Genomic DNA, 24,963 nt, shown 5'->3' with positions numbered 1-24,963 from the left:
TTGGGGGTAGTTGTGCTGAAACGGATGTCCTAGCGTCGCGGTGAACCACGGCGGAGCAATCGATGACCAACACCTTGACAAACGATCAATTGACCCAATGGGACCATGATCATTTTTTCCACCCTTCTACACATTTGGCGCAATTTGCGCGGCGCGAGATGGGAAACCGGATCATTCAAGGGGCGAAAGGTGTGCACATCACGGACCGCGAAGGGCGGTCATCATTGGATGCCTTTGCGGGTCTTTATTGTGTGAATGTCGGATATGGCCGGACCGAAATTGCGGATGCGATTGCCGCGCAAGCCCAAGATCTGGCTTATTATCATAGCTATGTCGGGCACGGTACCGAAGCGTCGATTACGTTGTCCAAGATGATCGCGGACCGTGCGCCCGACGGACTAAACCATGTCTACTATGGGATGTCAGGGTCTGATGCGAATGAGACGAACATCAAACTCGTTTGGTATTACAACAACATCCTCGGACGCCCGCAGAAGAAAAAGATTATCTCGCGATGGCGGGGGTACCACGGGTCTGGTCTTGTGACAGGGTCGCTGACGGGGTTGGAACTGTTTCACAAGAAATTCGATCTGCCTTTAAGCCAAGTCATCCACACAGAGGCGCCCTACTATTATCGCCGCGCTGATCGCGACATGGATGAAGCCGCTTTTTCCGCTGATTGTGCCGCGAAACTAGAGGCGCTGATCAAGGCCGAAGGCCCGGACACCATCGCCGCATTCATCGGCGAACCCGTTTTGGGAACAGGGGGCATCGTGCCGCCACCTGCGGGGTATTGGGAGGCGATTCAGGCGGTTCTGAAAAAGTACGACATTCTGTTGATTGCGGACGAAGTCGTGACTGGTTTCGGGCGACTTGGCACAATGATGGGGTCCGATCACTATGGTTTGAAACCTGATCTGATCACGATCGCTAAGGGCCTGACATCTGCTTATGCGCCTTTGTCAGGGTCTATCGTGTCCGACAAAATGTGGGAGGTGCTTGAGCGTGGCACCGACGAATTTGGCCCCATAGGTCACGGTTGGACCTACTCGGCACATCCGATCTGCGCGGCGGCGGGTGTTGCGAACCTGAAACTACTGGACGATCTGCAATTAGTGTCTAACGCAGGCGAAGTCGGCGCATATTTGAACAATGCGATGACCGAAGCGCTGGGCGACCATCCGAATGTCGGCGAAATTCGCGGTGAGGGAATGCTGTGCGCCGTTGAACTGGTCAAGGATCGTGACGACCGCGTGTTTCTTGACGCCGCAGACAAAACGGCACCGCGTATCGTGGCCGCAATGTTGGAGCGTGGCGTAATTGCCCGTGCGATGCCGCAAGGCGATATCATTGGTTTTGCGCCGCCCTTCTGCCTGACGCGCGATCAAGCGGACGAAGTGGTGGCGGTCACCAAAGCTGCGGTCGACGCGGTTCTTTAGGTGCAGGACATCAAACGCAACGCATCGTAAATTGCGGCATGCGTATTGCGCGCAGACACGGCATCACCAATCCGGAACAGCTGAAAAGCACCATCTGGATTGGTGGTGATTGTCTGGGGTTTACGATCGATGAAAGCGTCGTGATCCAGTTCGCCACGATTTGACGACAATTCCTTGAGGTCGAAATACAGATCATCCAGTGGCAACGTCCCATAATTTACGACCACTTGGTCGTAGTGTTGCACCGTGGTGCGATCCGAATAATCGGTGCCGATGGTAGCAGCCAACCGATTGCCATCTTTTGCCACGGCTTTCAGGCGCTGCGTGACCGTGAACGTCACGTTGTCCGCTTGCAACGCACGCATATAGGGGGTCAAGTTCATCGCCATGACCTCTGGTGCGAAGGTGCGGTCTGGCGTCATAATCTCAACATTAGAGCCTGTTTTCATCGCAATCTCAGCTGCTTGCAGACCAGCATGGTCGCCTGCTTCATCATAGACTAAAACCGACTGTGCTGGTGTCACATCGCCAGAAATGATGTCCCAAGACGACACAACGTGTTCCGCATCTTGGCCCGTTTCATAAAGCGCAATGTTCGCCATCCCGCCTGTTGCGATGATCACGATGTCGGGGTTTTCTGCGGTGATGTCAGCAACATCCGCGAAGGTGTTGTACCGGATCGTCACGCCAAGCCGTTCGCATTCTGCGATCCGCCAATCGATAATCTGCATCATCTCGGCACGCCGCGGTGTCTGTGCGGTTAGTCGAATTTGACCGCCAGCCTGATCTGCGGCCTCGAATACAACGACCTTGTGACCTCGTTCGGCGGCGACGCGCGCGGCTTCCAAACCAGCGGGACCAGCGCCGACGACCACGACCTTCTTCTTGGTTTCGGCCTTCGTAATCCTGTGCGGCATCTCCTGTTCGCGACCCGTGGACGGGTTGTGGATGCAAAGCGCCATACCACCCTGATAGATCCGGTCGAGACAGTAGTTTGCCCCGGTACAGGGTCTAATTTCGGCTTCGCGACCGGCAATGATTTTTTGCACGACATGCGGATCAGCCATATGGGCACGGGTCATCCCGACCATGTCGAGATGACCTTCCGCAATCGCGTGGCGGGCTGTTGCGACGTCTTGGATGCGGGAGGCATGGAAGGTTGGCAGACCTGTGGCTTTCCGAATTTCGGATGCGAAATCAAGGTGCGGCGCGCTGCGCATCCCAGCAACGGGGATCATGCCTGTCATCGCAGGATCGGTATGGATACGACCACGGTTCACGTTGAAGAAATCGATCATGCCACTGTCGCGCAGCATCGAGGCGATTTGCACGCCTTCCTCGGACGTGATCCCACCCTTTTGCATTTCATCGACTGTACCGCGCACCCCAACGATGAAATCAGACCCAACCCGTTTGCGAATGGCCGTCAGCACATCCAGCGTCATCCGTACGCGGTTTTCAAGCGTGTCGGCGCCGTAGGGTCCCTGCAGGGTATTCGACAGCGGCGACCAGAATTGATCAAGCAAATGACCGCCCGCATACAGTTCGATCCCGTCCATGCCGCCCGCCTGCATCCGTTCTGCGGCGGCTGCATAATCTTCGATAATGCGGGCAATGTCCCAGTCTTCCATCTTTTTTGGGAAGGCACGGTGCGCAGGTTCGCGGTCATGGCTAGGTGCCACCGATGGCAGCCAATCACCTTTGTTCCAGTTCGTGCGCCGTCCCAGATGGGTCAGCTGGATCATGCAAGCGGCCCCATGTGCGTGCACCGCATCGGTCAGTTCACGCACCCAAGGCACGACTTCGTCCTTATACGCCAGAATGTTGTTGAACACGGGCGGGCTGTCGCGGGCAATTGCAGCTGAACCGGCGGTCATAGTAAGAGCAACACCGCCTTTGGCACGTTCCGCATGATAAGCCCGATAACGTCCCTTAGGCATCCCGTCTTCGGGGTAGGCGGGTTCATGGCTTGTCGTCATGACCCTGTTCTTCAGGGTGAGATGCTTGAGCTGATAAGGCTGCAAAAGGGGATCGAGGGACATGAATGCAATCCTTTAGCGGTCAAGAATTATGTCGGTGAGCGGACGGCTGGTGCAGGGCAGAATGAAACCGCGATCCATTTCGCGCTGCCGGATACCGCCCGCGTTTGTCATGTTCACTTCACCCGAATGCTTGAACGTTTTGCAAGTCCCGCATTCACCTTTTGAACAAGACGACGGCATTGGCACGCCTGCGTCTTTTGCGGCCCGCAGGATGTTCATCCCTTCGGGGCAATCAAAGGTGACGCCTGTCTTGGCGAAGGTGATGCGCCGGAGAGGGGCGTCTGTTGCAGCATCTTCGATGTCCGCTACGTCCGCGAAGGTAAAGCTTTCCTGAAGGTAGTTCGCAGGTGGCACACCCGCGTCCATCGCGGCGTCATACACCATCGCCATAAAGGCATCTGGACCGCAGCACATGATGTTGCGATCAGCCAGATCCGGGATCAACAGTGATAGCACTTCGGGATCAAGTCGGGTAGCATGTGCGCCTTGGGATGGCAAAATGTGAGACACTAACAGGGGCAGTTTGCGATGTAAGACGGGAATCTCGTCTGCAGCGATTGCGGTTGTCGCGTCGCGGGTCACGTGAACGAAGACGCAGTCCAATGCGATGCCACGATCAGCGGCTGTGCGTAGAATGGACAGCATCGGGGTCACGCCGCTTCCCGCTGCAATCAAGGCGAATTTCTTGCCCTCAAACGGGATTGGCGTGAATTGCCCGGAAGGCCCGAAGGCTTCGATCTCTGCGCCCACCTTCAGCGTCTCATGCAATGTACCGGATGCGGCCCCGTCAGGTTGGTGTTTCACTGTGATTTCGATGCCGCCATTGCGCGCCGCAGATGATGCGATCGTGTAGCAGCGTTCGATGATCCCACCTGCCGTTTCGATCCGAAAGGTCATGTATTGGCCAGGGTTATGGGCGATACGTGATCCTTCGGTTGGGGTCAGCAAGAAAGTGCGCACATCGGGTGCATCGTCCCAAGTTGCGCGACAGGTCAGCATTCCCCACCGGTCTGATGGCCAAGCCCGTTTGCGCCGTGCTTCCCAGACGTTTTCCGTGATCATGTCGCGTAACCGTGGGCAGTCATGCGTTCAACGTACCACGTCGCAAATTCATCCAACGCACGTTCGGTGAATGGCGAATATGGACCGGGACGATACCCTGCCGAAGACACGCCCTGATGGGCCAGCGCGACCAGGTTAGCATCTTCCGCATTTGTTGCTTTCCAAACAGCAGTCAGGTGATCAAGATCGTAATCTTCGCCTTCAACGGCATCCTTGTTCACAAGCCATTTTGTGCGGACGAGCGTTTTGCCAGGACCCATGGGAAACGCGGTAAAGATCACGGCATGATCCGCCATGATGTGGTTCCACGAATTGATCCCCCACAGGTGCAGGTCGCCGCTTCCTGACATCGTCATATTCCCCAACGGGATTGCGCTGGCCGCGCGGGTGTCCATGGTTTGGGATTCACCAAGACCTGCGATGATCAGGCGCTGCATGCGAAAATTGGTGGGATACCCAACGGTGTGTTCAATCGCAGTTGGGTCTAACCCCTGCGTTTCCCATATCTTGCCCTGCTCTTCGTAAGCTTTGGCAAGCGCATCGGCCTCGTCTTTTTCGGTGGGCGTCAGGCCTTCTGGATCAAAACCGAAATCGGCTGAATGGAACGATAGGCTGAGTTCTGGATGGTTTGACGCGCAATGATAACACTCACGATTGTTTTCCATCGTTAGTTTCCAATTGCCGTCTTCGATGATCTCGGTTTCGAATGCGACTTTGGCATTGGTCAGATCATAGGGTGCAAGGCGCGGTCCCACTTTGTTGATCAGATGTGTGATATCGTCGGGCGGTTCGTCTGATAGGCAAGCATATAAAATGCCGCCAATGGATCTAAGCGCGACCGGCTTGAGATGATGCAAACTGCGATCAAAGTCGACGCCCATCTGCGGGGCCAGCGCCAATGCGCCGTCCAAATCGTAGGTCCATTGATGATACGGACACACGAGTTTTCCAACGACCGAACGGCCCGGCGGAACCAAGCGCGATCCTCTATGTAAGCAGACATTATGGAAGGCACGGATGTTCATGTCGTCGTCACGGACAATAACGATGGAAGATGTCCCAATCTCGATCGCGATCACATCACCGGGTTCTTCGACGTCGCAGTCTACGCCAACAGCGATCCAATGCTTGGCAAAGATGGCATCGCAATCAGCCAGATATGCCGCTTGGCTGATATATAGTTGGGCGGGTAATGTATGACCGGCCTGTCTTTTGCACAGTAATGATCCGATTGACGCATCGTCTGCGTGCAGGTTTTTCTCATCTAACATGGGCAATCTCACGATAATGGTGCGTAAGATTATCTGCAGATTTCGACGTGCGACAACTGCAGTAATTTGCTACCAATGCATGACTACTGATTATGTATTGGAGACAGCCTTGCGCCGATTACGACGATCCATTCCATCGCTCGGCGCACTGAATGCGTTTGAAGCGGCGGCACGATTGCAAAGTTTTACGGCTGCTGCCGCAGAGCTAGGTGTGACCCAAGCCGCCGTCAGCCGACGCATTAAAGAGCTGGAGATTGCACTAGAAACACAGCTTTTCATTCGTGCAAACCGGCGCGTACAGGCGAACGGTGCCGGATTGGAATTGTTTGAAGCTGTGAATGAATCGTTCGATAAAATTGCGGTCGCTATCGACAACATCCGATCAGCGGCCGCTGTGGATAGCGTGACAATCGGCGTTTCGCTCGCCTTCGCGCATTTTCGGTTGATACCCGCATTAACGGCGTTTCACACGCTTTACCCAGACATTCGGGTAAGGGTTATTTCCGAAGACGTTTGGACGCATTCACCAGATCAATCACTGGATTTGGAATTGCGTTATGGGACCAGTCAGTTTGACGGTCAAACTATCATCGCATCACTTCCGGAAGTCGTATTCCCGGTATGTTCGCCCGATTTTGCCGCGCATCACAGCATTGATCCCGCGCAAGAGATAACGGGCGCTACGCTCGCGGAGCTCCCATTGATCGAAGGGGAGCAACGATCGGGTCGGTTTTTGTCATGGGGGCAATGGTTTCGTTGGATGGGCATGCCGACAACATCCATCAGTCCACGGCTTCAGTTCAGTAACTATTCGGACGCCGCATATGCGGCGATGAACGGTGATGGCGTCGCAGTAGGTTGGGGAAGCCTTTTGCAGCGCCCGATTTCTGATGGGCGACTTGTCGCACTCGGTACGGCCCGTGTTACCCCACCGGGGCAGCATCATCTGCTGGTTAAAAAGGGACGCAGTCAAAAGAAGTCCGTAGAGGCATTTGCCGAATGGTTCACGCAAGCGTTAGTACAGTCTGGAAGCCGTTAAGGCATTCCAGATTAGAATGGTTTACGCTCCGGTGACCGCTGGCGCAGTTGATCTGTTGCGTGATGAAAACGAAACCACGGTGTCATCGTTGTCGGCAACGATAAACAATTTCAGCAATTCCAGCAGATTTGCTGCTTCTGACTGGAGCGCGCGAACGTTGTTCGTTGAATTGTCGACCATCATAGCATTCTGCTGGGTTACGCGGTCTAGATTTGTAACGCCGACATTAATCTCTGTAATGCTGCCGGCTTGATCGGTTGCCCCTGCAGAAACCGAAGCAATCAGCGTCGAAATCGTTTCGATTCGTTTCACAATTTCCAAAAGCATACCTTCCGTATCGCGGACCAGCGCCACGCCTGTTTCGACATTTGTTGCGCTGGTTGTGATGAGTTCTTTGATCTGACTGACGGCCTCTGTCGAACGCATGGCCAGTTGCCTGACTTCGGCTGCTACCACCGCAAAACCACGGCCGGCATCACCGGCGCGGGCCGCTTCGACACCCGCATTTAAGGCGAGAAGGTTGGTTTGAAACGCGATATCGTCCACAACCCTAATGATAGACCCGATTTCCTTGGATGACTTTTCGATTTCGCCCATCGCACTTGTCGTATTCTCGACGACCGATCGCCCCTTTTTGGCATCGGCATCAACTTCATAGATCAGCTTTTCGGCTGATTTCAGCTCCTGCGTGCTTTCCGCGATCTTGCTGGTGATTTGATCAATGGCAGCAGCGGTTTCTTCGAGCGTCGCCGCCTGATTTTCGGTGCGGCGCGATAGTTCTTGCGCCTCTTCGCTCATTTTTTCGGTTTGATTACCGATCATTTTGGAAAACTGCTTCAGATTCTGGATCGTCGATCCAACGCTTTGGACGCTATTGTTATAATCAGCGCGGAGCGCGTCATATTCGGCGGCGAAAGTCTGTTCCAGCGGCTTTGTAAAATCTCCGGCAGCAAGCCGCCTTAGTCCGCTTCCCAATTCGTCAACGGCGTATCGTTGCGCGTCGGCTCTTTCGTTTTCTTCGATCAACTTTTGGTCAAAGGCCCGCAAGCGATCCGCCATAAGTTCCAAGGTACGGGAGAGATCACCAATTTCATCTTTGCGGCGTGTATCTGGAATGGTGAAATTGTAGTCACGGTCGCCGATCTTTTGCATTGCTTGCACAATCGAAGTCAGAGGATCTGTGAAGGTTTTGGATATGAACCAACCTACCAGTGCGACAAGCAACATGGCCGCTAACGTCAGAACGAAAACCTTGTTTCGTTCCTGTTTCGCAATCGCGTAGACTTCTGAAAGTTCGAATTCCCCGACCAGAACCCAGTTTTTACCAAGGATGTCGATGACACGTGCGACGCCAATGGACAGCGCGCCATTTAAGTTGACGTCATTTGAATAAGTGCTCACCCCGGTTTTAAAGGCGTCGATCACTGATTGATTGGGCGTCAATGGGTCAAGCGTTGAATGGCGACTGTCAAAACGGGATTCGGACCGCGCCAGCATGTCGGGTGCTAGCATCGTCAGTTCTCCGGTTTCACCAAGTCCATCCGCGCGCGCGATGACGTCGCTAACTGCACCCAAAGCTAACTGCACTGCAAAGACACCAATTATGGTCCCTTGCGCGTTTTCCACCGGTGTCGCGATAAAACCCGCGGGTGCGCCGTAGCTGGGTTCGTATGGTTTGACGTCATTGAAAACCGTTTCGCCGACAGGAAGCGTGAGAGATGTTTCGAATGCGGCAGCAAGGCCAGAATTTGCGTATGGTCCTGTCAGGAAATTAGTCGCAAAATCGGTTTCTTTATAAACGGAGTACAGCAGGTTGCCGTCTGTATCGAAAAGAAAAACGTCATAAAGGCTAAGCCGGTTTTTTATGTCCCGAAAGAACGGATGGAAGTTTTCGTGCTGAAAATTGTAGGGGATTGATGCAGGCGCGCGGTCGAAAAGATCCTTTTCACCGACAGGATTTGGGTTTTCGTCGATGTAGGCCTTATGCAAGTCCGCGACTGGATCATCCATGAGCAGCCCAAACGTTGAATTGAACCCCTGAATCGCTTGGATGACTGTCGGGTCGGACGCATAGCTTGCTACTTTTGAATCAAGGGATTCGAACCAGTTTTCCATCGCAAGCGACCGTTCAACTGTTAGAATTTCAAGCTTTGCCTGCGTTTGTTGCAACAGGCTGTTTTTGAAGTCTTGGTAATTTAGCCAGCTTAATGACAACGCCACGCTCAATGACAGCAAAACAAATGCCACTGGCAGTTTCGCGGTCATTCGGATGTCGTTGATGTTCATCGCGGCTTCTCCAACTCAAGCAGAACGGTCCGCCGTCAATACAGGACACATTCTTAAGGAAGCGATAAGCTCAGATCGTATTTGTTGGTGCTGCTGCTTTGACCTCTTCGGCGATTTGTTCCAGTTGCTGGGCAAGCGGGTTGGTCTTGCGCCAAATCATACCAATTGTTCGCGATGGCTGCATGCCGCCGAACCGGTTGACGCAAACGGGTGCGGATCGGGTTTCGACGCTTAGCGCCATTTCAGGAATCAGTGTCACGCCGATCCCTGCGCCGACAAGTTGCACTAGTGTGGACAGTGAACTGCCGTCCAGACCTTCGCGTGCTCGCGCTGTTTGCATGTTACAGTACGACAGAGCCTGATCGCGCATGCAATGGCCTTCCTCTAGCAGCAAAAGACGCATGGTTTGTAGGTCATCAATATGTGGGATCGGTTCACTAGCGTCTTTGGCGGGTCGGACCAAAACGAAGTCTTCGGTGAACAGCGGTGCAACCGTAAAGGACGGTTCAGCAATAGGAAGTGCTACGATCGCCGTATCGATCTGGCCATCTAGCAATTCCTGTACCAAGCGCGGGGTGGTTGTTTCGCGCACGTGGATATCGAGTTCGGGGTGCGTTTTTGTGAGTCGGCCAAGAATATTTGGCAAAAGATAGGGGGCGATGGTGGGAATGACGCCAATCCGAAGGCGGCCAGCCATTTGACGGCCAGGCATGCGTACCAAATCTTCCAGTTCTTCAACACCACGCAGGATGTCCCGCACACGCAAAGCAAAGTCTTCGCCGAATCCCGTCAAACGAACCTGTCGCGCACTACGTTCGAATAGCGGCGCGCCAAGCGTTTCTTCCAACTCTTTGATCTGCATCGACAAAGCGGGCTGAGAGATGGCACAGGTATCCGCGGCCCTCCCAAAGTGGCCGTGTCGTGCGAGCGCTTCAAAATAGCGGAACTGTTTGAGGGTAACGTTTATCATAAGGTAAACTTATCGCCTTAATCAGGATATTCAACTTAAACTAATTCTAAATTCTTGCTACGACTCGGCCAAACAGCACATCAACAACGGAGAATTCCCATGGACGGCAACGCCTTTGACACAAATGATAGCTCGGCAAAGTGTCCGGTTCTTGGTGGCGCACATCGCCACGGTGCAAAAGGCACCACTGCGAACCAGCACTGGTGGCCTGAACAGCTAAACCTGCGGATGCTGCATCAGAACACGCCCCAAGGGAACCCAATGGGCGACGATTTTGACTATGCGGAAGAGTTCAAATCGCTGGATATCGACGCCGTCAAAGAAGACCTGAAAGCGTTGATGACGGATAGCCAAGATTGGTGGCCTGCCGACTATGGTCACTATGGTCCGTTCATGATTCGGATGGCGTGGCATTCTGCGGGTACGTACCGTGTGGGTGATGGCCGTGGTGGCGCATGTTCCGGTAGCCAGCGTTTTGCACCGCTGAATTCATGGCCTGATAACGTGAGCCTTGATAAAGCGCGCCGCCTGATCTGGCCGATCAAAGCCAAGTATGGTCGCAAGATTTCTTGGGCTGACTTGATGGTTCTGACCGGCAACGTCGCGCTTGAAACGATGGGTTTCGAGACATTCGGTTTTGCAGGCGGTCGTGAAGATATCTGGGAACCAGAAGAAGACATCTACTGGGGTCCAGAAACTGAATGGCTGGACGACAAACGCTACACAGACGCCCACGACATGATCGGCGAACTGGGTGCGGTTCAGATGGGCCTGATCTACGTGAACCCGGAAGGTCCAAACGGCAATCCTGATCCGTTGCTGTCTGCACGCGACATTCGCGACACCTTTGCCCGTATGGCGATGAACGACGAAGAAACAGTGGCCTTGGTTGCTGGTGGTCACACTTTTGGTAAGGGCCATGGTGCCGCTGACCCGAATGAACACGTTGGTGTTGAGCCAGAAGGCGCGGCGCTGGAAGCGCAAGGTCTTGGCTGGCATTCTACATACGGGTCCGGCAAGGGCGAACACACCATTTCGTCCGGTCTGGAAGGCGCTTGGACGAGCAACCCGGTCGCATGGGACAACGGTTATTTCTCGAATCTGTTCGAACATGAATGGGAGCTTGGCAAAGGTGCCGGTGGTGGCCATCAGTGGTATCCGAAAAACGGTGAGGCCGATGTGCCGGACGCCCATGTTGATGGCAAAAAGCACCTGCCAACGATGTTCACATCCGACATCGCACTGAAAGAAGATCCCGCCTACCGCGCGATTTCCGAACGGTTCTACAAAGACCCGGCAGCGTTCCAAGAAGCGTTTGCAAAGGCATGGTACAAGCTGACGCACCGCGACATGGGTTCATACGAGCGTGGCTTGGGTGATCACAAACCTGCAGAGCCACAGCTGTGGCAAGATCCGGTGCCTGCAGTTGATCACGAGCTGATCGACGACGCGGACATCGCTGATCTGAAGGCGAAAATCCTTGCGACGGACCTGACGGCGGCTGAACTGATCTCCACCGCTTGGGCATCCGCATCCACATACCGCGGCTCTGACCGTCGTGGTGGTGCCAACGGTGCACGGATTGCACTGGCCCCAGCCAAGGATTGGGAAGCCAACAACCCTGCGCAACTGGCGAAAGTGCTGGACGTGCTGCGCGGTGTGAAATCTGACTTTGTCAAACCAGTATCGCTTGCTGATCTGATCGTTCTGGGTGGTGTTGCTGCGCTGGAAAAAGCCAGCGGCATGGACGTGCCGTTTGCACCGGGCCGGACTGACGCGACGCAGGACATGACCGACGTTGAATCATACGCATGGCTGGAACCAAAGGCAGACGGTTTCCGTAACTACTACAACAAGGACGCCAACCTGCGCACACCTGCAGAAATGTTGGTCGATAAGGCACAACTGCTGACGCTGACTGCGCCAGAAATGGTTGTGCTGTTGGGTGGTATGCGCGCACTTGGCGCGAACTACGACGGGTCAGCGGATGGCGTATTCACAGACACACCCGGCACGCTGAACAATGCGTACTTCGTGAACCTGCTCGATATGGCGACCGAATGGAAAGCAACGTCCAAGGACAGCTATGAAGGCATCGATCGCGCTTCTGGTGACGTGAAGTGGACAGGCAAATCCGTCGATATCCTGATGGGGTCCAATTCCGTGATGCGTGCGGTGGCTGAAGTGTACGCGTCCGCTGATGCGGCGGATAAATTCAAGTCCGACTTTATCGCAGCTTGGACGAAGGTCATGACGGCTGACATCGTCTAAACCATCCGATGGTTCAAAATTTGAACGGCGCCCTGCTTGGTTGGGGCGCCGTTTTTGTTTGGGTCTGCCGTAGCGACTTGATACTGGGGACGTAACAAACAACTACAGGTAGCAGCATGTCCCAACACCAGCCGATAGGCATCGCATTGATTGGTGCGGGCATGATCGCCGAGCGCCATGTCAAAGCCATTTCCGCAGCGCAGGACGACATGCATCTGCGAGCTGTTGTGTCCCGCAATCCTGACCGCGCGCGGGGGCTTGCCGAGGCTTACGATGGACCCGCGCCCATCTTTACATCCGACCTTTCTGAAATCGCACGAGACCCAGATATTCACATGGCCATTGTTGCGACTCCGCCGAGTGTACGTGCCGACGTAATCGCGCCATTGGCAAATGCCGGCAAACATATCCTGCTCGAAAAACCGGTCGGGCGAACGACCGCAGAAGCAACCGAGGTCGTCGAGATATGCGAAGAAGCTGGTGTAACGCTTGGCGTTCTGTTCCAGCATCGTGTTCGCGACACCGCCCGTGCTGCTGCCAAATACGTGGCAGACGGAACGCTTGGCCGATTGGGTCATGTCGAAATTGCCGTCCCGATCTGGCGTGCGCAAAGCTACTACGATGAACTAGGGCGCGGGACCTACGCACGTGACGGGGGCGGGGTATTGCTGACCAATGCGATCCATTCGATTGACCTTGCGCTGTCTTTGACGGGCCCTGTGAAAAGCGTGCAGGCGATGACGGCGACGTCGCCGTTGCATCGTATGGAAGCCGAAGACGTAGCCGTTGTTGGACTGCAATTCGCATCGGGTGCTGTTGGATCATTGCTGGCCAGTACGGCCACATTCCCGCATGGGACCGAAACGATCACGCTTCACTTTAGTCAGGGGTCATTGCGAATGACCAAAGACTCATTGACTGTCAGTTGGCATGACGGCCGCGTGGAGACGCCTATCAAGGATAATAGCGACGGCGTGGTTGTTCCCCTTTCGGGTGGTCAAGTGGCATGGCACCAAGACGTTATCGCCGATTTTGCCACCGCGATACGAACGGGCAGTGCGCCGCTTGTAACAGGACGACAGGCGCTCGAATCCCATGCATTAATCACTGCAATCGAAACGTCATCGCGTTTGGGGCAGCGTGTAGACATGGGGGCGTGACCACGTTGGGCATGTCTTTTCTTTACGCGGGCCTTGATCCAGCAACGGCGGTTTTCCTGTTTGTGATCAGCTTCTTCGGATCATTCATTACTGTCGCAATGGGGATCGGTGGCGGCGCAATGATGCTGGCGGTGATGGCGACCTTGTTGCCCCCCGCCGCGTTGATACCCGTCCACGGGGTCATCCAATTCGGATCGAACGCCTACCGCGCTTTCGTATTGAAAGAGCATACGTTTTGGCCACCCATCGGAGCGTTTGCAATCGGCAGCCTGATTGGTGTCAGTGTCGGCGGATTGATCGTTGTTGATTTACCGCCAAGTGCCGTTCAAATCGGCGTCGGCCTATTCGTGGCCTGGTCTGTCCTGCGTAAACCGCCAAAGTGGCTGACGCATTGGCCGTTTCTGACGGGGCTTTTGTCGAGCTTCCTGACGATGTTCTTCGGCGCAACTGGTGTATTCGTTGCGGGTATCGTCAAATCCCATCAATTAGGCCGTGAGGCTCATGTCGCGACCCATGCGGTGATGATGACGTTGCAGCATCTGTTAAAGATTATCGTCTTCGGAATGCTCGGTTTTGCATTCGGGCCTTGGCTGGGTTTTATGGGGGTCATGATCGCATCAGGATTTGTCGGAACATTGGCCGGCAGACACGTTTTACGCCGCATGAACGATGCAATCTTTGGCAAAGTCTTGAATGTTATCTTGATGCTATTGGCCGCACGCCTGATCTGGCAGGGGATTGCGGGCATTTAGCTGGTGAATTTCCAAGGTTGGATGACAGCAACCTGTTTCTGTGCTTCACCACGTTCCACAACCACCGCAACAGCGAGGCCTGGAAACAATTCACCCATGCCGAATTTGCGCAAGATATCGGCATGGACGAAAATTTCTTCGTTCGTGCGGAACAGCATGACGAACCCGTAACCTTTGACCGAGTCGAACCATTTCACGCATCCTGGTTCAAGTGTCTCTTTTTCCTCGGCCGTCAGGTCATCGTAGGTCACGACATCGTTGGGCTGGCGGATCTCGAGAACCCGCGCGACGCGGACACCACGGTCCGTGCCTTCGATAAGGAAGTCGACAACGACTTCCTTGGCTATTGTGTTGATGCCAAACTCGCGCAACGTGTTGACGTGCAACAGCACCTCATTCCCTGACTCGGCGTCGACGACGAAACCGAAGCCTTTTGCGGGATCGAACCATTTGACAGAACCAGAGTAACTTTTGTCGTCAGAATACATAATGTGACCGCGAAACATGATCAGAAGATTGGCATCTTCTTTGGGGTAAGCTTGGACTGCTGTGCAATCAATCATCGTAACGTGTGACCTGACCTAAAGGTCAGGTTCAATTCGTGATTGTGCGCTGAACGGGTCAACATATTGTCAATGAAGTGTCGAAAAGCATGAAAAATAAACAAAATTTCGACGCTTCAGGTTACGAAGGCGCTAACTAAGAATCAACGAACTTGACCACTTTATACGATCATGATGACCCTAAGGCGAAATATATTGATACAGGTGAATGTATGACCCAGTTTGATATCCGCGATCCGGCCTTCTCTGACTTGTTTCCGGATGGCGCTGGGCTGCAAGAAATCGCGACAGGTTTCGGTTTTACGGAAGGCCCGATTTGGCACCCGCACGATAAGTGGCTCATGTTTTCGGATATCCAAGAAAGCAAACAATACATTTGGCGCGAAGGGGCGGGTCATAGTATTTTTCGCCTACCCAGCAATCAAGCGAACGGTAACTTCTTTGATCGCGACGGGCAGGTTCTGACGTGTGAACACGCGGCATCACAGGTGACGATCCGCGACCACGGTGGGAAGCGGGTCACGCCAATCGCGACCCACTATGAAGGACGCGCATTAAACAGCCCTAACGACATTATCTGCGACAGCTTGGGGCGGATATGGTTCACTGATCCAGCGTATGGACGGACGCGTGCCGATTTGGGCATCATCCGCGATCAGGAATTGGCGTTTCAAGGGGTTTACCGGCTTGATCCTGACGGATCCCTCCACCTTGTCGCCAGCGATTTTGACCAACCTAACGGTCTATGTCTGTCCCAAGACGAAACCAGATTGTTTATCAATGACAGTCCGCGTGGCCATATTCGTGTGTTTGATGTCGCAGCTGACGGGGCGCTGTCGGGTGGTAAAATCTGGGCGAATGTCGTGGGCGACGGACCATGGGTGCCGGATGGCATGAAGACAACGACGCAGGACCATATTCTTTGCAATGGCCCCAGCGGGGTGCACATCTTTACAGCAGATGCACAGTGTCTTGGAGTCATCCTGATGCCGCAAAAATCCACGAATTTTTGCTTTGGCGGTGAAGATATGACGTCGTTGTTCATCACGGCATCTGCGTCAGTCTACCGGATCGAAACGCGCATGACTGGGCTGGCAATGTTTTGAACGAAAATGCCCTGCCGTTTCCGCGAAACGACAGGGCATTTGGTTGGTTTCTGAAGGGTTGTTATAGGCCCAGCTTAGAATTCTCTGTGTACATACCAACAACGGCGTTCATATCGGCCATCGTCTTGTTCAAACCTGTGAAGATCATCGCGCGGGTTGCTTCATCAACAGATCCGCCAGCCGACACGGTTGCGACGTAATCGCTGATCTCTGCCCAATCCGCTTGCACGATTTCCAAGCCTGTCAGAATTTCTTCAGTCGGTGCAGGCGAAATGCCGGCGCCATCCATTCCGAAGATAAGCGCGTTCAACGAAGTTTCGAACATGCTGACAGTTCCGCCGAGCGTTTCAAGCGACGCATCCGCGTAGATGCCTGACATGATCAAGCATACCTCTTTCGAGATTTTCTGGGTCAGCATCCGCTGACGGCCAGCAATATCGATGGTCAATGCGTCAGACTGCAACAAAGCAGTTGGATCGGCATATTGGCCTGAAATCTCACTGACGAGCAGTTTTGCGGCATCCAGAACTTCCATGTTGTGTTCGGCCAGTTCCAAGACTTCTTCGTCGGTACCGCCGGTGGCTTCGATGTCGTCAAATGCGGCGTGGAGCGGATCGTATTTTGCATGAAGGTTTGCGATCGCGGCCAGTGTCTTGCGACGTTGTTCTTCACCGATGATGTTCAACGTCTCATCACCAAATTCAAGTGCGGCGATAATCGTGTCGAATTCTACTTTTGCAGCGTGCAAAACGGCGTTGCTTTGCTCCGGTGCGATTCCAGCGTGATAAGTACAGGCCGCTGCAGGAATGCGCTGGCTTAACATTCGTAGTTTGCCCGATAGGTTGATGCGTTCGCTTGCGCCAATATCTTCCAGAAACTGGGTCAGCTGGATCGGATCTTCGGGTGGAATTGAAATAGCACCGGATTGCGCGACGCCTTGGGTTGCGGTCGAAAGCGTCAATGCAGCAACGGCACCGAGCGTTATTTGTGTAATACTTGAAGTGCGTGTCATCTTGATCTCCTTTTTCCACACCGCAAAGGGTGCAGGATATCACCGGCATGAATCGCAGCACGTGGGCAGATCGAAACCGGTTCTGAAAATTCAAAGTGCTGTTGGCAAAAGGATGCCAAACAGGCGACCAGTGGGTGATGCGGGCACAGCCATTTGACTGTGCCCGACAAAATTACCCGCGGGCAGCTTCGATCCACACTTCAACGCGACGGTTAATCGTACGACCGTTTTCGTTGATGTTACATGCGGATGGTGCGATCTCGCCGAAGCCGGACACGCCCATTTCAAGGTTTGCGACACGATCACCTGCAAATGCAGTAAGTTCCGCCATCACTTGGTTCGCGCGGCTTTCTGAAAGTGTCCGGTTGCTATCAAACGCACCAACACCGTCTGTAAAGCCAACAAAACGCACTTTTGTGCCTTCTGGCTGCGCTTCAAGGAAATCGGCCAAACGTGCCATATCAAGCAAGCCACGTTCGTCCAAACGGGATGATCCTGTCGCGAAACGGAATGTTGTGGACAAGCGGTCGTAATCAACCATTTCAGACAACATTTCACGCATCACGCCGCCTTCGTAGGCGTCAACGTTTGGATCAAGCAATGCACGTGCACGTGCGCCATCAAGCGCCTGTTCGCGGCGGCTGATGCCCAAGTCGATAAAGCCTGCTTTTGCGATCACGCCATCAGCATCTTTGGACACGGTATAGTCCACGAAATCTTGTGTGGATGCATCAATCGCGTCGCTACGGTTGTAGAGATACAGACGACGCTGCAGGGCGTATTCTTCTGTCTTGGCTGAGAACGCGTCAGGTGTCACCGAAATTCCGCATTCGTTCACAACGGACAAGGCTTTTGCGCCACGCTGGAAAGCGTAGCCAACATAACCCAGCGCAAATGGATCTTCGTTCACCATTGCGGCCATTTCGTTGTTGCCTTCGACAACAGCTGCCGTGGAAACGAGTGATGGTTCGATTTCACCAAAGATACGGCTTTCGAATACGGCACGTGTACCGGATCCGTCGACACGTGTGATCAGCTTGATTTCAGCATCAGCACCGCCCACTTCGGACCAGTTTGTGATGGCACCCGAATAGATACCGCGCAGCTGTTCAAGCGACAGTTCTTTGATTGGGTTTTCCGGGTGGGTGATAACCACAAGGCTATCCACCGCAATCACATGTTCCTGTTCTGCGCTGACCATGTTGCCAGCGCCGTTGTCACGCAATGCACGGGCTTCAGCTGGACGAATCCGGCGCGATGACATGCCGATTTGAGCCGTTCCATCCAGAAGGGTAGAGAACGCATCGCCGGACGATGTTGATGTTACAAGATAGCTGCCGATTTCATCGCCAAATCCACCGTCACCAACAAGGTTCGCCAGAATTTGACCGCGGGTTTCTGTCGCGATGACTGATGCTTCTGCATTCAGGTGCGACGCGTAGCCGGAAATCAGCAATGGCATCATGCCAAGACCAACTGTGTCAGACCCAGCGATTTGGATGTCTGCAGTGGCAGTATCGAAGACCGGGCATGCATCGCCTTCACAGCGAACGCGGTTCGCGGCAATCCGAAGATCGCCAAGGCCGGTGCGGATGACGTAGTTGTCATCGACGAAATCGACGAATTCCCCAACAAGGTTTACGGTTCCGTCAGCAGACTTGAGCGTAACCTCGTCTGCGAGAACTGACATTGGCAAAGCGCCTGCAGCAAAAGTAATTAGGGCACGTGCCGCAATTTGACGTGCGTTGTACTTGTTGAAAAACATATCGAAATCTCCTCATAACCAAACAAAAACGGGCGTCTAAACTTGAAAAAGCGACCCATCCACGAACGCAAACGTTTTCGTTCGCGTCATTGATGGTGAGATTTGATAAGATTTTGTGGAAAATTTATGACCAAACTGAGTGCGGAAGCTGACCTAACGGCAGTCTCATTTTTGGACTACACGTAAGGGTTTAGTGCGGTTTTGGCCCTAAAGTTTAGATTTTGACCACGCACTGTGCAAATTTGCCATATTTTCAGACGCATAGCACAAAATAGCAGCTTCTGAAGAAGTCTTTACGATTGCAACAGACCCGGCTTCATCTAAGGCATCATTCAGGCAAATAAATCCTGTTGGACCCGCTAATTGTTCCACTGATTGAGAAAAACTGTCCCATTTTGCATCAATCGCTGCGCGTAATGTCGCCAGTTTTGCGCCATCTCCGCCGGTTGTGTTCTCGGACCCGTCTTTCAAAACAACCCAAGCGGTGACCAGATCCCCGCAATCACGAACAAAAGAGATCATCGGAGTCAAAGGCGCCGGGTTCAGGTCAACGCCCCAATGCGCAGCAAGATTCTGCGCGGTTAGACCCGCGTCAGATTGGCCACCCATCGCGTCGGGTTCGTCACTGACAACTGTCAATTCGCCGGCAGCGGCCGTGAACTGATCAATGATACCATGCAGACCATCAATGACGTCCGGCGCATCATGGGAAATGGATTTCCCCAACACGCCCATCACGCCTGTGATGTCTTTTGATGCCTGCACCAAACCACGCAGGCGACGCCCGCCCGCGACCAAAGATATTTCGGACCCGTTCATCTTGAACGTCAGTTTGCGCGGCAAGACGGTCATGTCGATTTCGTTCAGGATCGCGGTCAGAATCGGCGGTTCTGTCCCGTCAGATACAACTCGCAGGCCGTTTTCAAAGCTCTCGCCTTCGGATGAAAGCGCGGCGAGTTTCTGGGCAAGGGTTTGTTTATCCATCACAAAGGTGATCCTGCATCGTGCGACATGGGAAGAGTTGCGAGATCGATCATCATGATCCGCTGCTAATTTTTTGAAGCGTCGGGCGCGCGGCTGTCAGGAACGATGACACGTCAATATCCGGCTGACAGACGCAGCATAGAACGTCAGATGGTTCGTTCGCTGCGCGCAAGAAAATGGTCAGCTGATCGCGGGTCGCGATCATTGCTGTGTCGCTTTGACCATCACCAAAATTTGGACTTCCGGGTTTGCCAAGGCTTTTGGCCGCGTCTGCGCACAACGCGTTCAGCGCCTCGCGTTGCTGCGGGGCGTCGGTGTTTGTAACCAAAACCATCTCGGTGGACAGATCCGCAAACGCGAGCGTTTCACACTTTGGAAACTGGCTGTGCAGCGCGTCCAATTCTTCTGTGGCCATGTCTTGCGCACTCTATCCCGTTACACCCAAAGTCCTTTTATGACATTCGGGCGCACAGGGAAAGGGACTGCAACATGCGTCGGTTGTTTAAGATGCAATCTGCGCTGGGTTTTCAACAGTCTCGTCGTCCATGTGGAAAACGGGACGCGATGTGTTTGGGCGCGGCTTGTGTGAATTGTCATCTGCGGCATCGTCGCGACGTGCGTTGACACGGCGCGGCACGACTGGTGCGGCTTCGGGGTCGCGACCGTCTACAACGGGGTCTGTCAACAACAGCGGCGCAGCTTCTGCGTCAGTTGCATCGACTTCTGTTGCTTCCGGAGCCGACACGTAAAGCGTTTCGGTTGTTCCTGCGACAGCAATGGTCAGTTCCTGAACCATTTCGATCAAATGTTCGGTGAACGCGCCAGCACCACTGGCGTCCCATGCATCGTAGTCTTCGCCAGCATTCAATGCCTGAAGCAGGGATACGGGGAAGGTCGCGCCGAACTGACCTTTGGTTTCGTGCTTGACTCGCGCCAAGACACGATTGCGGTCACGCTCTGTCGTCAACTTGTCGAAACGCGTGATCAGCAGGATAGACCGCTTGCGCACGGCTTCGGGCATCTGGGCCCAAACCGCAGCTTCGGATTGCCGCCACGCTTGAGTCGCGTGGGTACACCACAGCACGGCGTCGACTTCTTCCAGCATCCGTTCAACCACATCAGATGACATGTTCGGGTCGGAAATTCCTGGAAAATCAATCAGATCACACACATCAAGGATATCGCTTTCAAAGAACAAACGGATCACGCGTGTGTTTTCAACGCCAATTTCTTCGAGATGCGACAGTGAAATCAGTTCTTCCGTGCCGTCCACATCAACGCGGTAAGGGGGCTGCGAACCGGATGCCATCCAAACAGGTGACAAGCGCGTTGCTGTTACCTTTTCCGGCAAAGGGCGTGACCCCAGCAGCAGATTTGACAACGTGCTTTTGCCAGCACTGAATTCACCCATAAGCGCAATGCGTGGCTTACGGTTCAGCGAAGTGGAATGGGTCATGCGGCAGCACCTCCAGATATTTTTGGGTCAACGTCGTAGTCATCGTCATCAATCGCGAGATCTTCGAAAATGATGTCGAACAGTTCTTCACGTTCTTGCTGGGCTGTAATGCCGAACAGGCCTTCCAGATCACCAAGACCGATTTGAGATTTTTCAGCGATATCCGTCAGAATGCCGCGTTGTTCAGCCAAGAAATCGGCCATTTCGCCAAGGGCGGTTTGACGGATGTCGTTTAATTGACGGTTCTTCAGGTCATCGACGATAGGGGCGGTTTCCGCCTCGATCAATTCGTAGAAATTGCTGGCAAAAGCACGATATCCTTTGCGGCGTTGCCACCAGCCTTTCCACCACGATGTCTGCAGATCAAGCGCGATGGTTTGTCCCAAAGACACGGGCGCAGGCACGCCAGGTGCGTCTGGTGGTGTCACCGTGAAGTTTTCGACATCTACCGAAAATGCCTGACCATAAAGATCAGTGAGATCAGTCGCCGCATCACCAAAAGCCGCGTCGCACATCGCGGTAAAGTCTTTCTTCATCACCTGATAACCGGTGCGCAACAGAATGCGCAGACCATCAGGAGAATACTGCCAAATCTCGTTTTCACCCTTAGTTTCAAGGTGTTGGATCAGCGTCTCAACCGCGCGGTCAAGGAATCGTTTGTTCGATTGATCAATACGGCGGCTAAACTTGGCAAAGACTTCGTCCAGACCGTCATTCAGTTTCTGAATATGCTTCGCGTCGATGGCATCAAGATGCGCTTTCAGCGTCGTTTCATCCATCGTTGTGACATTGTCGCCTTCCAGACGCATGGACACCAGTGAACTCGACGCCCGTAGGCCGCCCACATGGTTTTGCGCGCTCTTGCGGATGGACGTCAGACGTTCTGCGCCAGAACCTTCGGCGATCCGTTCGGAAATCGCATCGAACAGATGCGGCAGGCCGGACAATTGCCAGACCATTTCGAACGCATCCATATCCGTGGCTTGGTCGCCAAGGATCGATTCGGCGTAGTTGAACAAGGCGTTAGCACTGTCATCGACAATCTCGGTCAGATCACCGCCCAGCGCCATGTTGGCCCAGTAGGCAGACCCGAACAGCACTTCGCAGTTTTCGGGGCCGTTGTTGTCAGACAAAGTCTGCAGAATAGACGCACGAATTTCAGGGATCTGATTTGCCGGATCGGACAGTTCGTCGACACGGTTCACAAAGATCACGACTTCACGGCTTTTCACGTTTGAAATCAAACGGATCAAACCCATGTCCATCGTTGACAACGCTTGGTGTGCAGACAGAACAACCACACAAATCCGACTGTCACGCAGGGCTTTGATCGTGATCTGCTCACGCATCATGAAAGTATCGTTTACGCCGGGCGTGTCGCGGATACACAATGGCATCGGCAAGAAATTAGCGTCCATGTACAGGTCAGCTGATTTCGTAATATCGGCGAAACGACCCTGCTGTTCGGCCTGCGAAATCTCGTCGAAGTCATCGCCCATGCAGACGTAGCGCTGCATCAGGTCGTCGTCGAGTTCGGCGTAGTTGTGACGTTGCCCCAGCAGTAGTTCGAACTTACGTCCCAACCGTTCGCGGGTCTTTTCGTACATCTGGCCGATCTGTTCGCGGACCTTGTTCATTTCTTCGTCGGCGCCAGCGCGGCTGGACAATTCGCCGATACGGCCACCGTTTTCGACCAAATGATCCCATTCGTTCTGGTCAAAGAACTGGAATGACGCACGCGGCGCATCGGGCGCCATCGGCGTGTTCAGGTGAAGTGACGTGATGACGGACGTCCACGGGTTCACGTCCGCTGGCAGCAATCCGGGACGTCCTGCCATGGCGTTCACGAGCGATGTTTTACCGGCCTTAATCTGGCCGATCATCGTGATGTTCGGTTCGAACGCACGCAGCTGTTTGACCAGCTTTTGCGCCTTTTTGGCCGCTTCTGGGCCGCCAATCTTTTCGATGTCGAAAAGGGTATCTTCAAGATCGCTCAGTTCGTCGTGGTAGGTCTCAAGCTTGTTCAGACCAATCCGCATGAATCCGGGCTGTGACACTTGGGCCTGCTCACCCTGATCGTTTGTCAACTTTTCCATATCCACGTTCTTTCCTGCCCGCGTTTTGTGCGGGTCGTTGGCTCTGGTTGGGGCCAATAGGCGGCCCGAACCTTAATTGATCCGTCTAAAGAAACAGTCTGCCGCGGCGGAATTAAGGCAAAAGTTCGCTTAAAAATTGAACCGTCGCTAAGTCGGCAGGGGCTGTTTTCCCTTATTTTATGCGGCTTGATGACGGTTTGTGTGACGGGCCAGCGCAATTTCAGATTCGAGATCGCGTTTCAATTGGATCACCAAGCTTAGCGCATCAAGCGCCGCAGAATCGTTTTTCTCGATCTGCATCAGCTGGACCAGTTCAGCGGCATCCAAGGCCCGCGTGCGGGACTTTTCGAGCACAGGATCATCAGCGATAGACAGATCTTCGAGATAGTCAGACAACCACATGATATTGTCCGCAGACGCGTTCATCAGGTGATCGGACGACAGGTTATCATTTGCGGCCATGTCTTGTGTCAGCGCACGCCCCTGCTTTGTCAGGTAAGCGATTGCTTCATCGTAGGCGGCGCATGTTTCGGGTGTCGCACGGGGAATGATCACCGTCGTGCGCGCCTTTGGCATAAAGCCAGGACGTGCCTTCTTCGGCGCAGGATCGGCCGCAGGTGCTGTTGCGACAGGCGCTTGTGGCGCGGGTGCCGGGGCTGCCTGCGGTTTTTGCGTAGGGCGCGATCGTTCGATGGCCACAAGTTTGGATTTGACCCGTGGGCGTGGCGCAGATTTGGCTGCTGCTTCGACCATATCGACAGGCTTGGCTGTCTTCATTTCAACGACATTCACAGGCTTTGAAGGCGTGATGACGGGTTCTTGCGCCACGGGTGTTTGTGCGACTGGTTCGGCGATTTTTGCGACTGGCGCATCTTTGTAGTGCGCGACCATTGCGCCGGCTTCGTCAACCGCGCCTTGCAACCGCGCATCGACCTGTTTCAGGATCGAAGAAATCAGCGTCAATGCACCACTTTTTTGCATCATTGCTTTGTCGACGCTGCCGTCAGGTTGGCGCGCAGCAATAGCGCTTGGCGTCGCGATAGGCATGATTTTGTTGAACTGATAGGCGTGATTCTGGCGGATGCTGCCCAGCAAATGATCCAATTCACCACGAGCCAAGGCTTGATCGGCGTGGGTCAGCAGCAAGTATGCGTTGTCTTTGATGGCATCCGGCATCGTGTCCCACAACGCTTGTTCGGACCGATCAAAATTGTCGGTGCACCACAGCGCCAGATCGGTCCGTTTTGCGGCCCAATGCATCGCACGTTGTTGGTCCTGCAAAACGGCAGGGGCCACAACTTCAAGCACGTTGATCCGACCGAGTGCTGCCAGTGGCAAAGCCACTTCGACGAACATAGGGGAAGCAGCCGCGATTTGAAACGGATCTGCCTTGTCCAAGGTTTCGCGCCGACCATCGCTGAGCGTCATGACAGCTGACGGGGTATCGCCATGGACGTATTGCGTTGTCGGCAAGCTAATCCCGTCGGGGATAACCGCGTCGTTCAGCAATAAGTTGACCAAGGTTGATTTACCGGCACCAGGTAGGCCCAAAAGAGTGACCCGTACGGGCTGTCGCAGACGCTTGAGCAATGCGTTCGCAGCGTCAGCCGCGTCAGCAGGAATTTTCCCAGACACCAGCGCATCGTTAAGTGCGAGGTGAACTTGATCGGCGGCAGCCCGTACAGACAT

Annotated in this window: 19 protein-coding genes; 6 read left to right on the top strand and 13 right to left on the bottom strand. The window is 54.0% G+C overall.

What is annotated here, in order from left to right; all coding sequences use genetic code 11:
• Positions 1–62 precede the first annotated feature (62 nt).
• Complete coding sequence (locus tag K3729_01350; protein UWQ99473.1) at positions 63–1,439, top strand: aspartate aminotransferase family protein; 1,377 nt, start codon at positions 63–65, stop codon at positions 1,437–1,439.
• Here K3729_01350 and K3729_01345 read toward each other — a convergent pair.
• The 3 genes from K3729_01345 to K3729_01335 are packed head-to-tail and all read right to left on the bottom strand — an operon-like array spanning position 1,436 to position 5,814.
• Positions 1,436–3,481 (bottom strand): NADH:flavin oxidoreductase, encoded by a 2,046-nt coding sequence (locus K3729_01345; protein UWQ99472.1) that lies wholly within the window; start codon positions 3,479–3,481, stop codon positions 1,436–1,438. The two genes, K3729_01350 and K3729_01345, sit on opposite strands and share 4 nt — an antisense overlap.
• Before the next feature lie 12 nt (positions 3,482–3,493).
• Entirely contained in the window at positions 3,494–4,543 is a 1,050-nt protein-coding gene (locus K3729_01340; GenBank protein ID UWQ99471.1) for an iron-sulfur cluster-binding domain-containing protein, read from the bottom strand.
• A complete protein-coding gene (locus tag K3729_01335) occupies positions 4,540–5,814 on the bottom strand; it encodes an aromatic ring-hydroxylating dioxygenase subunit alpha (GenBank protein ID UWQ99470.1) in 1,275 nt (424 codons plus the stop codon). Before K3729_01335 ends, K3729_01340 begins: the two co-directional genes overlap by 4 nt.
• A gap of 79 nt (positions 5,815–5,893) precedes the next feature.
• On the opposite strand from K3729_01335, the gene K3729_01330 reads away from it, so the two are divergent.
• The gene (locus K3729_01330; protein ID UWQ99469.1) at positions 5,894–6,853 is read left to right on the top strand and encodes a LysR family transcriptional regulator; all 960 of its coding nucleotides are present in this window, start codon (positions 5,894–5,896) and stop codon (positions 6,851–6,853) included.
• Between the two features lie 21 nt (positions 6,854–6,874).
• Here K3729_01330 and K3729_01325 read toward each other — a convergent pair whose 3' ends face one another.
• Positions 6,875–9,139 carry a methyl-accepting chemotaxis protein gene (locus K3729_01325; GenBank protein UWQ99468.1) on the bottom strand — a complete coding sequence of 755 codons (2,265 nt, stop codon included), beginning with the start codon at positions 9,137–9,139 and terminating at the stop codon, positions 6,875–6,877.
• Positions 9,140–9,209: 70 nt separating this feature from the next.
• Positions 9,210–10,109: a hydrogen peroxide-inducible genes activator gene (locus K3729_01320; protein UWQ99467.1), complete on the bottom strand. Its 900-nt coding sequence runs from the start codon at positions 10,107–10,109 to the stop codon at positions 9,210–9,212.
• A gap of 99 nt (positions 10,110–10,208) precedes the next feature.
• On the opposite strand from K3729_01320, the gene katG reads away from it, so the two are divergent.
• The 3 genes from katG to K3729_01305 all read left to right on the top strand — a co-directional run bounded on the left by katG (position 10,209) and on the right by K3729_01305 (position 14,292).
• On the top strand, positions 10,209–12,380 hold the full coding sequence (gene katG / locus K3729_01315) for a catalase/peroxidase HPI (GenBank protein UWQ99466.1): 2,172 nt from the start codon (positions 10,209–10,211) through the stop codon (positions 12,378–12,380).
• Between the two features lie 116 nt (positions 12,381–12,496).
• On the top strand, positions 12,497–13,540 hold the full coding sequence (locus K3729_01310) for a Gfo/Idh/MocA family oxidoreductase (GenBank protein ID UWQ99465.1): 1,044 nt from the start codon (positions 12,497–12,499) through the stop codon (positions 13,538–13,540).
• A gap of 11 nt (positions 13,541–13,551) precedes the next feature.
• On the top strand, positions 13,552–14,292 hold the full coding sequence (locus K3729_01305) for a sulfite exporter TauE/SafE family protein (protein ID UWQ99464.1): 741 nt from the start codon (positions 13,552–13,554) through the stop codon (positions 14,290–14,292).
• On the opposite strand, the gene K3729_01300 is transcribed toward K3729_01305, so the two are convergent.
• Positions 14,289–14,855: a cold shock domain-containing protein gene (locus tag K3729_01300; protein ID UWQ99463.1), complete on the bottom strand. Its 567-nt coding sequence runs from the start codon at positions 14,853–14,855 to the stop codon at positions 14,289–14,291. The two genes, K3729_01305 and K3729_01300, sit on opposite strands and share 4 nt — an antisense overlap.
• A gap of 212 nt (positions 14,856–15,067) precedes the next feature.
• Between K3729_01300 and K3729_01295 the strand changes: the two genes are divergently transcribed.
• Positions 15,068–15,961, top strand: a complete 894-nt coding sequence (locus tag K3729_01295; protein UWQ99462.1) for an SMP-30/gluconolactonase/LRE family protein — start codon at positions 15,068–15,070, stop codon at positions 15,959–15,961.
• A 61-nt stretch (positions 15,962–16,022) separates the two neighbouring features.
• On the opposite strand, the gene K3729_01290 is transcribed toward K3729_01295, so the two are convergent.
• The 7 genes from K3729_01290 to K3729_01260 form a co-directional block, all read right to left on the bottom strand.
• On the bottom strand, positions 16,023–16,973 hold the full coding sequence (locus tag K3729_01290) for a type IV pili methyl-accepting chemotaxis transducer N-terminal domain-containing protein (GenBank protein UWQ99461.1): 951 nt from the start codon (positions 16,971–16,973) through the stop codon (positions 16,023–16,025).
• Positions 16,974–17,145: 172 nt separating this feature from the next.
• Positions 17,146–18,738: a substrate-binding domain-containing protein gene (locus tag K3729_01285; GenBank protein ID UWQ99460.1), complete on the bottom strand. Its 1,593-nt coding sequence runs from the start codon at positions 18,736–18,738 to the stop codon at positions 17,146–17,148.
• A gap of 207 nt (positions 18,739–18,945) precedes the next feature.
• Complete coding sequence (locus tag K3729_01280; protein ID UWQ99459.1) at positions 18,946–19,722, bottom strand: hypothetical protein; 777 nt, start codon at positions 19,720–19,722, stop codon at positions 18,946–18,948.
• 52 nt (positions 19,723–19,774) lie between these two features.
• The gene (locus tag K3729_01275) at positions 19,775–20,137 is read right to left on the bottom strand and encodes a hypothetical protein (protein ID UWQ99458.1); all 363 of its coding nucleotides are present in this window, start codon (positions 20,135–20,137) and stop codon (positions 19,775–19,777) included.
• 87 nt (positions 20,138–20,224) lie between these two features.
• A complete protein-coding gene (locus tag K3729_01270; GenBank protein ID UWQ99457.1) occupies positions 20,225–21,178 on the bottom strand; it encodes a dynamin family protein in 954 nt (317 codons plus the stop codon).
• A complete protein-coding gene (locus K3729_01265; protein ID UWQ99456.1) occupies positions 21,175–23,274 on the bottom strand; it encodes a dynamin family protein in 2,100 nt (699 codons plus the stop codon). Before K3729_01265 ends, K3729_01270 begins: the two co-directional genes overlap by 4 nt.
• Positions 23,275–23,451: 177 nt before the next feature.
• Positions 23,452–24,963, bottom strand: a complete 1,512-nt coding sequence (locus tag K3729_01260) for a hypothetical protein (GenBank protein ID UWQ99455.1) — start codon at positions 24,961–24,963, stop codon at positions 23,452–23,454.

It is taken from the genome of Rhodobacteraceae bacterium S2214 (genome assembly GCA_025141675.1).
Lineage (GTDB): Bacteria > Pseudomonadota > Alphaproteobacteria > Rhodobacterales > Rhodobacteraceae > Yoonia.
Note: the sequence above shows the minus strand (reverse complement) of the source record. Positions and strands in the feature narration are given on the sequence as shown.

Bases quoted from the DNA above. Each gene is read 5' to 3' on its own strand.
- K3729_01350 (UWQ99473.1), top strand. From the start codon at position 63: ATGACCAACACCTTGACAAACGATCAATTGACCCAATGGGACCATGAT.
- K3729_01345 (UWQ99472.1), bottom strand. From the start codon at position 3,481: ATGTCCCTCGATCCCCTTTTGCAGCCTTATCAGCTCAAGCATCTCACC.
- K3729_01340 (UWQ99471.1), bottom strand. From the start codon at position 4,543: ATGATCACGGAAAACGTCTGGGAAGCACGGCGCAAACGGGCTTGGCCA.
- K3729_01335 (UWQ99470.1), bottom strand. From the start codon at position 5,814: ATGTTAGATGAGAAAAACCTGCACGCAGACGATGCGTCAATCGGATCA.
- K3729_01330 (UWQ99469.1), top strand. From the start codon at position 5,894: ATGACTACTGATTATGTATTGGAGACAGCCTTGCGCCGATTACGACGA.
- K3729_01325 (UWQ99468.1), bottom strand. From the start codon at position 9,139: ATGAACATCAACGACATCCGAATGACCGCGAAACTGCCAGTGGCATTT.
- K3729_01320 (UWQ99467.1), bottom strand. From the start codon at position 10,109: ATGATAAACGTTACCCTCAAACAGTTCCGCTATTTTGAAGCGCTCGCA.
- katG (UWQ99466.1), top strand. From the start codon at position 10,209: ATGGACGGCAACGCCTTTGACACAAATGATAGCTCGGCAAAGTGTCCG.
- K3729_01310 (UWQ99465.1), top strand. From the start codon at position 12,497: ATGTCCCAACACCAGCCGATAGGCATCGCATTGATTGGTGCGGGCATG.
- K3729_01305 (UWQ99464.1), top strand. From the start codon at position 13,552: ATGTCTTTTCTTTACGCGGGCCTTGATCCAGCAACGGCGGTTTTCCTG.
- K3729_01300 (UWQ99463.1), bottom strand. From the start codon at position 14,855: ATGATTGATTGCACAGCAGTCCAAGCTTACCCCAAAGAAGATGCCAAT.
- K3729_01295 (UWQ99462.1), top strand. From the start codon at position 15,068: ATGACCCAGTTTGATATCCGCGATCCGGCCTTCTCTGACTTGTTTCCG.
- K3729_01290 (UWQ99461.1), bottom strand. From the start codon at position 16,973: ATGACACGCACTTCAAGTATTACACAAATAACGCTCGGTGCCGTTGCT.
- K3729_01285 (UWQ99460.1), bottom strand. From the start codon at position 18,738: ATGTTTTTCAACAAGTACAACGCACGTCAAATTGCGGCACGTGCCCTA.
- K3729_01280 (UWQ99459.1), bottom strand. From the start codon at position 19,722: ATGGATAAACAAACCCTTGCCCAGAAACTCGCCGCGCTTTCATCCGAA.
- K3729_01275 (UWQ99458.1), bottom strand. From the start codon at position 20,137: ATGGCCACAGAAGAATTGGACGCGCTGCACAGCCAGTTTCCAAAGTGT.
- K3729_01270 (UWQ99457.1), bottom strand. From the start codon at position 21,178: ATGACCCATTCCACTTCGCTGAACCGTAAGCCACGCATTGCGCTTATG.
- K3729_01265 (UWQ99456.1), bottom strand. From the start codon at position 23,274: ATGGAAAAGTTGACAAACGATCAGGGTGAGCAGGCCCAAGTGTCACAG.
- K3729_01260 (UWQ99455.1), bottom strand. From the start codon at position 24,963: ATGTCTGTACGGGCTGCCGCCGATCAAGTTCACCTCGCACTTAACGAT.